Genomic DNA, 9,836 nt, shown 5'->3' on the forward strand with positions numbered 1-9,836 from the left:
TATTTACTAAGATCAGGAGTATTGATCTCAGATGCGTTTACTGCGAAACCTGATGCCAAAGAAATGATGGCAGGAGCAGCAATTAATTTTTGAAATAATTTCATGTAAAGTTCACACACTTTTAAGAATGGATGTTAATCCAATTTTTTTATAACGTTGAGAGATTAAGAATTTATCAAGAGTTGGTAAAATAAAGCTATTTTTAACTAGCCCTTAATCATTTCTTATATTAATTGACATGTTTTTAAATCTTGTATTCCAATTTAAAAATATTTGAAAATAAATTTCTCAGAAATTCTTTTAATAAGTTTTAGAAACCTAACTGAATAAAGCTTGGTATAAGAAAAGTTTAAGAGAAGATTAATTAGCTATTAATTATTAGATAAGCTTAAGAAAACCATTACTAAACAAATACATTAGATGCTATAAATATGAAGTCTTTCAAAAATTCTAAACAAGACTTATGAGCATTGCAAAGAAAGCTCTCCTATTCACTTCTGCGCTAGCTCTTATAGCTGGTCCAAGTGTAACCGCTTCAACAAGATTGAGTGGAGCTGGTGCTTCATTTCCAGCAAAAATCTATACTAGATGGTTTTCTGATTTAGCAAAATCAGGTGGACCAAGAGTTAATTACCAGGCAGTTGGTTCTGGTTCTGGAAGAAAAGCATTTATTGATCAAACTGTTAACTTCGGTGCATCAGATGATCCAATGAAAGATAAGGATATTGCAAAGGTTACTAGAGGTCTAGTTCAAATTCCTATGGTTGGTGGAACTATTGCTTTCGGATACAACTATGATTGCGATTTAAAACTTACTCAAGAGCAAGCAGTACAGGTTGCAATGGGTATGGTTAAAAACTGGAAAGAATTAGGTTGTAAAGCCGGCAAACTAACTTGGGCACATCGTTCTGATGGTTCAGGAACTACTAAGGCTTTCACAAACTCTATGGAAGCATTTTCACCAACATGGACTTTAGGAACTGGTAAATCAGTTAAGTGGCCAGCAGGTGTTGGAGCAAAAGGAAATTCAGGTGTTGCCGGTGTTATTCAAAATACTCCAGGTGCAATTGGTTATGTTAACCAGTCCTATATTAAAGGTAATGTTAAGGCTGCTGCACTTCAGAATTTATCAGGTGAATTTTTAAAACCATCTGTTGAAGCTGGAGCTAAAGCTCTTAACGGCATTACTTTAGATGAAAATCTTGCGGGTAAGAATCCTAATCCAACAGCAAAAGGGGCATATCCAATTGCTTCTCTAACATGGATACTTGCTTATGAAAAAGGCAATGGTAGAAATACTAAAGCTATCAAGAAGTCATTAAGCACACTTCTAAGTGATGAATATCAAGATAAAGCTCCAACTTTAGGATTTGTTCCACTTAAAGGAGATATCCTTGAGAAATCAAGAGCTGCAGTTAAGAAAATTGGTAGATAATATTTAAAAAATATATTTACATAAAGGGAGAAATTAATTCTCCCTTTTTTTATGCAAAAAGATATTTTGTTGAACCTAATATTAGAGAAATAAGGATAAGTATGTATGTTGGAACTACTTTAAAAAAAGTTAGTAAAGTTGAAATGGAAATTATAAAAATTGAGCTTATTAAAGTGTATTTTGATGAAAGGTAATCCTCTATTAAATTAAAGCCAGAAAAAATAACTGCACCTGGAATTGTATTTATTACTCCTTCAATAAAGGAAGTTAATAATTTACTTCTATTTTTTAAAAGGCCTTTTCCAAAAATAAAAATCAAAATAAAACTTGGTAAAAATATTGCAAACGTTGATATAAATGAATATTTCAAAGCCTCATTAATACCTCCAATTGAAAAACCTGCTTTATATCCAATAAAACTTGTAGTTAATAAGACAGGACCAGGCGTTATTTGACCAATCATTATGCCATCAATAAATTCATTATTTGTTAACCATCCTTGTGAGATAACGTAATCACTCATTAAAGGAATAATTACTAATCCGCCTCCAAATATAAAAAGTCCCGATTTGAAAAAGAATAAAAACAGATTAAGATAATTTATTAAAAACTTTGAGTTTAAAGAATCTTTTAAAAAATTAAAAAACTTAAAAATATTTATAGAGAGTGAACTAATCAAAAATGAGGTCGTTGAAAATATAGATAAAGGGACCAAGCTATAAAAAATATCTTTGAATTTCCTTAAAAATATATTTATCAATCCTGCAATAGTAAGAATTGTTATGAGTGGAAATTGAATACTATTATATTTGGCAAATATAAGTAGAAATAATATTGAGCTAGAGAATAATATTCGATCAACCTTTAATCTTTTTTTTAATAGAACTAAAGAGAATGAAAAAATTATTCCTGCAATAATAGGAGGATTAAAATAAATTAAATCTGTTAAGAATTTTGATCCAGAACCAATTTGCCAAAAAAAACTAAGAACTAATACCGAAACGAATCCTGGGATAATGAAACATATCCCGGATATCAATCCGCCAATATAACCATTAATTTTAAGACCTATATATATTGCTAATTGAGTAGATATCGGTCCTGGAAGTATTTGACATAATCCAATACCTTTTTCAAAAGATTGTGTTGTGATTAATTTTTTATTATTTATAAGTTCATCTTCGAATAAAGAAATATGAGCATATGGTCCTCCAAAACTGAAAATACCAATTTTTAGAAAAATTTTTGCAAGTTCAATTAATGATATTTTTGCCATTTAAATATTCTAATTTCTAAAAATTAGTTTTTATGGTGATGATAAGCTTTGTTTGATTGATGGTAATTTAAGACTCGAAATCCAAGATAATAATATTAGAAGTGATGAAAAATAAAGACAATATTGAAGACCAATACTTGGATTTCTCCCAATCATAAATAGTAAGCCAGATAGTAATGTTCCAACTAGTCTTCCAGAAGCATTTGCCATGTAATAGAAGCCAACATTTAAACTGACTTTTTCATTATCAGAGTATGCCAAAATCATATAAGAATGTGTAGAGGAATTCATTGCAAAAACAAATCCAAAAATAGTTAGTCCTAAAATTATTGCTATTGATGGAGAACTTTCTCTCCATAATGCGATTCCTATCAAAGATGGTATGACCATTAATACGGCACTCCAAAATTGGATAGCTTTACGATCTGGACTTTCTTTCTGGCCCCACATTTTTCTAATTGCTGGAGCCGAAGCCTGAACAATTCCATAACCTATTACCCAGGCCCCAAGAAAGAATCCTATTTCCATGTAGTCCCAACCAAATGCCATATCAAGGAATACTGGAAGAGCTACAACAAACCAAACATCTCTTGCTCCAAAAAGAAAGAATCTTGCTGCTGAAAGAATATTTATGGCATCTGATTTTGAAAAAAGATCATTAAAAGCTGGTTTGGTTTTCATCTTGCCAATTTCTCCAGGTAAAATTAATGTCAATAAAAAGGCTAAGCAGAGTCCAAAACCCATAATCCCTACAGCATTATTGAATCCAAATAACTTATATAACAGTCCACCCAAGAAAAAACCAACTCCTTTAAGGGCATTTTTAGATCCAGTTAAAATAGCAACCCATTTAAAAAGTTGTTTTTGGCTAGTATCATTGCCATTATTTGTCTTTGGAACAACTGTCTTAACAGCACTTTTAGCACTCATTTTATTTAAATCTTTTGCTATCCCACTGACTGCTTGAGCAACCATAACGTATGCGACACTAAATATTACTGGCCAATCCTCCTTAACTGGAATAAGCATAAAAAGGGCAATGATTTGAAGGATAGTCCCAATCCATAAAGTAAGCCTTAAACCATATCTTGCTCCTATCCAGCCACCATATAGATTAGTAATTATTCCAAAAAACTCATAAAAAAGGAAAAGTAAAGCAATTTGCAGAGTTGTATAACCTAGTTCATGAAAGTGACCAACAACTAATAATCTTAATGCGCCGTCAGTAAGCGTGAACGCCCAATAGTTTGCTGTTACAACACTATATTGTTGAATATTAGATAACTTCATAAAGACATAAATTAAATCTCTTTTTTGATTACATATTCAGTAAGATCTGCAAGCCTGCAGCTGTAACCCCATTCGTTGTCGTACCAAGCGTATATCTTTAATAAATTTGAATTAACAACCATCGTTGATAAACTATCAACTATTGAACTTCTAGAGTCATTTACATAATCTGCAGAAACTAAAGGTCTTTCTTCGTAACCAAGAATTCCTTCTAAATATGTTTCAGATGCTTTTTTAAATTCATTATTTACTTGCTCTTCAGTTACAGCATTATTTAATTCAAAAACTGCATCTGTTAAAGAACCATTAAGTAGAGGAACTCTTACTGCATGGCCATTTAATTTTCCTTTTAATTCTGGGAAGATCTCAGCTATTGCTTTAGCAGATCCAGTAGTAGTAGGTATTAAACTTTGCATACATCCTCTTGCTCTCCTCAAATCACTTTTATAAAAATCTACAGGAACTTGAGTGTTCGTGACATCGTGAATAGTTGTAATAGCGCCATGTTTAATTGAGAAATTTTCATTAATTACCTTTACTATCGGAGCTAAACAATTTGTAGTGCAGGATGCTGCAGTTACTAATTTATGTTTGGAAGGGTCATAAAGATTTTGATTTATACCGTAAACAATATTAAGTGATTCAGCTTCTGCAACAATTCCTTTGACTGGACAAGCTACTATTACTCTTTTCATCCCAAGAGAATCAAAATAGGGATTTAGTTTGTCTGGCTTTTTATTCTTTCCTGTACATTCCAAAATAATATCTACAGAAGATTTTTCCCAAGGTACATCAAGGTAATTTTTAAAAGATGTGTAGGCTAATTTCTTTCCATCAATTATTATTTCTTCTTCTTTAACCTTTATATCTTTCACCCATCTACCATGGACTGAATCAAATTCGAGTAGATGCGCAGCAGCATTCGAATCTCCTGCTATCTCATTTATATGAGTTATTTCTATATCAGCTCTATCCCATAATGCTCTGAAAACTAACCTGCCAATTCTTCCAAAACCATTAATTCCAATTTTCATAACTTTGAAATTTTCTATTTAAATTATACATCAAAATATTTTGATATATCAAGATATTTTGATTAATGAAATCTTTTTTAGTTAAGCTATATTTAAAAGAATTTAATATCTTCAAAAATGTTAAAAGAGATTAGCAAAGTAAAAAAAGAAAATATATCTAAGTTGATGGTTTCATTTTCTGATCCTTTTAGGCTAGAAATAATTGACCTAATGATGGATGGAGAAGTTTGTGTTTGCGATATTATGAAATTAACTAATTTATCTCAATCAAGAATTTCATATCACATAAAAATTTTGAAGGAAGCTGATCTTATCTCAGACAGACAAGAAGGTAGATGGGTGTACTACAGCCTAAATAAAGAAGCTCTCTTTTTGATCAAGGAGTGGATAACTTCTTTGGCAGATTATTCCTCAAATAGAAAACGTTGCTGCGAATAAATTATATTTTAGATTTTATTAATTAACTTCTGATTCCCTTTCATAAGTCATTCCTGATTGTTCCATCCACTCAGCTTTAGTTTTGCAATTTTGTTTGTGATTAAAGATGTGAAAACCCTCAATAATAATCATTATGGATAGAAGCAAAACAGGAATAAAATATACAGGGGAAGATATTACTTCTTTATATTTGATTTGTGCAATGAATTCCCTGTATTTAAACATCCCCAAAGTTTCTATTTTATAAATAATATTCACCTATGGTTAAGTAAAGTTAAAGAAAAATGTGTTTAAGAAATTAAATATAGAGATTTTTACTTAAAAATAAAAAAAGTAATAAGTATTTTAAAATGAGTAGATTTTCCTCTCAAGAAATAGAAAGTCAATACAACCTGATAAAAATGCTTTTATCTGATCCTGAAAAGTATAAAGATGCGATAGATGCAGTTAAAAAAGATATTGCTTATATGCCAGTAGAACTAAAGAAAAAACTTGAAGAAGAAAATATTACTTTATAAATAATATTTTGGAAGACTTAGAAATATTTACTAAATAAAGCATCAAAGGAACTTCTACTAGTACCCCAACTATGGTAGCCAAAGCAGCTCCTGAATTAATACCAAAAAGAGTTATCGATACAGCTACTGCAAGTTCAAAAAAGTTTGAAGCGGCTATCATCGAGCCTGGACAGGAAATAGAATACTTTTGCCTAAAAAACTTCATTGAAAAAGCAGTTAAATAAAAAATAAAAAGAGTCTGAATTATTAATGGAATTGAAATTAAGATTATATGAATAGGATTTTGTAATATAGATTTTGATTGAACAAAGAATAATAAAAAGACTGTAAGAATTAAAAAGAATAACGAATAACTTTTACTTTTATTCAAAATACTTTTTATTATTTTTTCGCTGTAGATTTTATTTTTTAAAAATAATGCTAGAAAAAGTGGTACCAAAATAAAGATTATTATAGAACTAAAAACAGTATCTAATGGGATATCTATACTGTTAAATCCTAAAAGAATTTTTGACAATAATGGAAAGGCTAAAATTAATATTAGATCATTAATAGCTACTTGTATTAAAGTAAATAATGGATCGCCTTTAGCTAGATTACTCCAGACAAAAACCATTGCTGTACATGGCGCTATTCCTAATAGAATCATTCCAGAAACATATTCTTTAGCAATTACAGGATCTATCAAATTACCATATAAAAAATATAAAAAAGAGGCTGCGATAATTGCCATTGAAACTGGTTTTATTAACCAATTAATAAAAAGGACAATAGAAAATCCTTTAATCTTATATTTCAAATTTATTACAGACTTGAAATCTATTGATAACATCATTGGGAAAATCATTCCCCAGATAAGAATTGCTATTGGAAGATTTATTCTTGAGAATTCTAATCCGCCTATAAATTGAGATAAATCAGGAAATAAATAACCCGAAAAAGATCCAACACACATTGCGGAGAAAACCCAAATACTTAGATATCTATCAGAAAATTTCATTTAATTTTTTTTAATCAACTATCCAAAATAGTACTTAATTTAATCTAAATAATAGCCTTTCTTATTTTTGCTGTAATCCATTCACTAAAAACTACCGCCACTACTATTGCTAATAAAATAACTGATACCTTAGCCCAAGCTAAGTCTCCTATTTGAGCATCTAATTCTATCCCTATACCTCCAGCCCCAACTAAGCCAACAACTGTTGCTTCTCTAATATTTATATCCCACCTATAAATAGAAATACTCGTAAATGCTGGGAGAATTTGAGGGAGTATGCCAAAGGTCATAATTTGTGCTTTATTTGCCCCTGTTGCCTCAATAGCTTCAATTTGGTTTTCATCAATTTCCTCTATAGCTTCATAAAGTAATTTTCCACAAAATCCTATTGATCTTAATCCGATAGCAATTATGCCAGCCAAGACTCCAGGACCGACAACTGCAACCAGAAGTAATGCCCAGATTACTGAATTAATTGATCTGCTTGAAACTATGCAAAATAAGGCTAAAGGTCTTATAAACCTTTTACTCGGGGTAGTATTGTTTGCGGATAAAAAAGCTAATGGGATTGCAATTAAAGTTCCAATCGTTGTACCAATGGTCGCGATATTTAAAGTATCCCATATAGGTTTTATTAAAGTGAAGAAATAATTAGTTTCTGGAGGAAACATCCTACCTAAAAGATCTAAAGCCTCATTATGTGAATCAAAAACATAAAACCAGATTGTTTTACTACTAATCAAACCGAAACAAAAGCTAAAAATCAAAGTTCCTAAAAACCAACAAAGCCAGTTTTGTAAATCTCTTTTTCGATCAAATTTTTTCCAGGTTTTGTAATCCTTTTGTTTTATTATTGGCATTACTTTATTAATTTCCTTAGATAACTAGATGTATATTCAACAATCATCACGATAGAAATAATTACGATAAGAACAGCCGCTGCAGTCCCAAATTCATATCTATCAAAGGCTGTATTTAAGGTAGAACCAATACCTCCTCCACCCACAATTCCAATTACCGCTGACTCCCTAAAATTAATATCCAATCTGTATAAAGATAATCCAATAAATCTTGGCATGACTTGAGGCTGGACCCCATAATTAATCCATTGAAACCAATTGCTACCAGTAGATTTGATTGCTTCAGCTTGAGATTTACTTATGTCTTCAATATCTTCAGATAATAATTTAGCGAAAAACCCTATTGTAGATAAACTTAGAGTTACCATCCCAGCAAAAGGTCCAAAACCCATTAGCTTAACAAAAAATATTGCTAAGATTACTTCCTGAAAACTCCTTGATAATGTGATAATTCCCCTTGATAAAAAATAAACAAATTTAGGGGCTATGTTTTTAGCAGCTCCCAAGGAGACAGGAATAGAAATAAGTATCCCAACAATAGTTGCGACAATAGTCATCCATAAACTTTCAAATATACCAGCAAAAATTTCATCAGATCTAGTTATAAAATCTGGAGGAAAGAAAGCAAATATAAAGTTTTTACCCCTTGGGATTCCTTCAAGAATTCTTTGCCAATCAATTTCTGTAGTTAGGAAAACAGATAATAAGTAAGTACTAATGAATAAAATCAATCCAATTCTTAATAACCTATTTTTTATAAATGGTTTTCTTTTCCAAATTACTTTCTTATCTTTCATTTAATATATTCCTAATTTGCTACGGTTTTAGACCAGTCTTCTTCTCCATATATATTTGTAAGTATTGTTTCTGATAAGCCACTGGGCTTGCCATCGTAAACAATTTCTCCAGCTTTTAAACCTATTATTCTTTCTGCAAAATTCTGAGCAAGAAAAACATCATGAATATTTATAATCGCAGCAAGATCTCTTTCCTTACATAACTCACATATTAATCGCATAATTTGTCTGGAATTTTTTGGATCTAAACTAGCTGTAGGTTCATCTACTAAAAGTAACATTGGGTTTTGTATCAAAGCTCTAGCAATTCCTACTCTTTGCCTCTGACCTCCTGATAATTCATCGGCTCTTTTATCAAGCATATGCTCTAGTCCAATTCTTTGAAGCAACCGGAATGCTTCTTCGATATCTTTTTGAGGAAATTTCCTGAAAAAACTATTCCAAAATCCTACGTAGCCTAATCTGCCGGAAAGAACATTTTCCATTACACTTAATCTTTCTACCAAGGCGAATTCCTGGAAAATCATTCCAATTTGTCTTCTTGTTTTTCTTAATTTCGATTTATTTAATGAAGTAATATCATTTTTTTCATCTGCAAAATATACTTTTCCTGAAGTAGGCTCAACTAATCTATTTATTGTTCTAATAAATGTACTCTTACCCGCACCTGAGGGACCAATAAGAGCTACTACTTGCCCATTAGGGATATCTAGATTTATTCCTTTAAGAGCTTCTTCGCCATTTGGATAAACCTTTTTCAGGTTTATTGTTTTAAGCATTAAGTTTGATTTTATTTATAATAGAAAATTTTTATTTACAATCATAAACAACGCCATTAGCCTTATCAATTTTTCTAATAACATCCCAATCATGCTTGTGACTAATTGAAATGAATCTATCTGCTTTTTTAAATTCTTTATCTAATGTTGAATTATCCCAGTTATATGTGTAAAAAGCTTGCTTAACTTTTGCAACTACAGATGGATGGAGATTATGAGCATGAGCATAACCTGTTGTTGGGAAGGTTTGGGATTTATAGATAGTTCTTATTTTTGAAGAATCAACAACACCTCTTGCATCCATTCTTGTAAGAACTGAGTTAGCAATTGGAGCAACTTCATAATCTTTATTTGCTACACCCATTATTGAATTTTGATGTTTACCTGAGAAGACTGGGGTAAAATCTTT

General features: G+C 30.9%; 12 protein-coding genes. 3 read left to right on the forward strand and 9 right to left on the reverse strand.

Annotation, left to right across the window (positions count from 1 at the left end; genetic code table 11):
• The first annotated feature begins 463 nt into the window (after positions 1-463).
• Positions 464-1,435 carry a phosphate ABC transporter substrate-binding protein PstS gene (pstS, locus tag ACTF45_RS06980; protein ID WP_011132344.1) on the forward strand — a complete coding sequence of 324 codons (972 nt, stop codon included), beginning with the start codon at positions 464-466 and terminating at the stop codon, positions 1,433-1,435.
• Between the two features lie 49 nt (positions 1,436-1,484).
• On the opposite strand, the gene chrA is transcribed toward pstS, so the two are convergent.
• The 3 genes from chrA to ACTF45_RS06995 are packed head-to-tail and all read right to left on the reverse strand — an operon-like array spanning position 1,485 to position 5,035.
• Positions 1,485-2,711, reverse strand: a complete 1,227-nt coding sequence (gene chrA / locus ACTF45_RS06985; RefSeq protein ID WP_438949643.1) for a chromate efflux transporter — start codon at positions 2,709-2,711, stop codon at positions 1,485-1,487.
• Positions 2,712-2,741: 30 nt separating this feature from the next.
• Positions 2,742-4,001: an organoarsenical effux MFS transporter ArsJ gene (gene arsJ / locus ACTF45_RS06990; RefSeq protein WP_438949644.1), complete on the reverse strand. Its 1,260-nt coding sequence runs from the start codon at positions 3,999-4,001 to the stop codon at positions 2,742-2,744.
• Positions 4,002-4,012: 11 nt separating this feature from the next.
• Positions 4,013-5,035, reverse strand: a complete 1,023-nt coding sequence (locus ACTF45_RS06995; protein ID WP_438949645.1) for an ArsJ-associated glyceraldehyde-3-phosphate dehydrogenase — start codon at positions 5,033-5,035, stop codon at positions 4,013-4,015.
• A 117-nt stretch (positions 5,036-5,152) separates the two neighbouring features.
• Between ACTF45_RS06995 and ACTF45_RS07000 the strand changes: the two genes are divergently transcribed.
• Positions 5,153-5,473: an ArsR/SmtB family transcription factor gene (locus ACTF45_RS07000; protein WP_438949646.1), complete on the forward strand. Its 321-nt coding sequence runs from the start codon at positions 5,153-5,155 to the stop codon at positions 5,471-5,473.
• 18 nt (positions 5,474-5,491) lie between these two features.
• Here the strand turns inward: ACTF45_RS07000 and ACTF45_RS07005 are convergent, their stop codons facing one another.
• Positions 5,492-5,698, reverse strand: coding sequence for a hypothetical protein (locus ACTF45_RS07005; RefSeq protein ID WP_438949647.1), 207 nt, complete (start codon positions 5,696-5,698; stop codon positions 5,492-5,494).
• 125 nt (positions 5,699-5,823) lie between these two features.
• On the opposite strand from ACTF45_RS07005, the gene ACTF45_RS07010 reads away from it, so the two are divergent.
• Positions 5,824-5,991, forward strand: coding sequence for a chorismate-binding protein (locus ACTF45_RS07010; protein ID WP_348660307.1), 168 nt, complete (start codon positions 5,824-5,826; stop codon positions 5,989-5,991).
• Here ACTF45_RS07010 and arsB read toward each other — a convergent pair.
• The 5 genes from arsB to ACTF45_RS07035 all read right to left on the reverse strand — a co-directional run.
• Positions 5,981-6,991 (reverse strand): ACR3 family arsenite efflux transporter, encoded by a 1,011-nt coding sequence (gene arsB / locus ACTF45_RS07015; RefSeq protein WP_438949648.1) that lies wholly within the window; start codon positions 6,989-6,991, stop codon positions 5,981-5,983. The two genes, ACTF45_RS07010 and arsB, sit on opposite strands and share 11 nt — an antisense overlap.
• Positions 6,992-7,035: 44 nt before the next feature.
• A complete protein-coding gene (phnE, locus tag ACTF45_RS07020) occupies positions 7,036-7,851 on the reverse strand; it encodes a phosphonate ABC transporter, permease protein PhnE (protein WP_438949649.1) in 816 nt (271 codons plus the stop codon).
• Entirely contained in the window at positions 7,851-8,648 is a 798-nt protein-coding gene (phnE, locus tag ACTF45_RS07025) for a phosphonate ABC transporter, permease protein PhnE (protein WP_348660131.1), read from the reverse strand. Before phnE (ACTF45_RS07025) ends, phnE (ACTF45_RS07020) begins: the two co-directional genes overlap by 1 nt.
• 11 nt (positions 8,649-8,659) lie before the next feature.
• Positions 8,660-9,427, reverse strand: a complete 768-nt coding sequence (phnC, locus tag ACTF45_RS07030) for a phosphonate ABC transporter ATP-binding protein (protein ID WP_348660132.1) — start codon at positions 9,425-9,427, stop codon at positions 8,660-8,662.
• Positions 9,428-9,458: 31 nt separating this feature from the next.
• Positions 9,459-9,836 (reverse strand): PhnD/SsuA/transferrin family substrate-binding protein (locus ACTF45_RS07035; protein WP_438949650.1); only part of this gene is annotated, 378 nt, incomplete at its 5' end.

Source organism: Prochlorococcus sp. (genome assembly GCF_965655815.1).
GTDB lineage: Bacteria > Cyanobacteriota > Cyanobacteriia > PCC-6307 > Cyanobiaceae > Prochlorococcus_A > Prochlorococcus_A pastoris.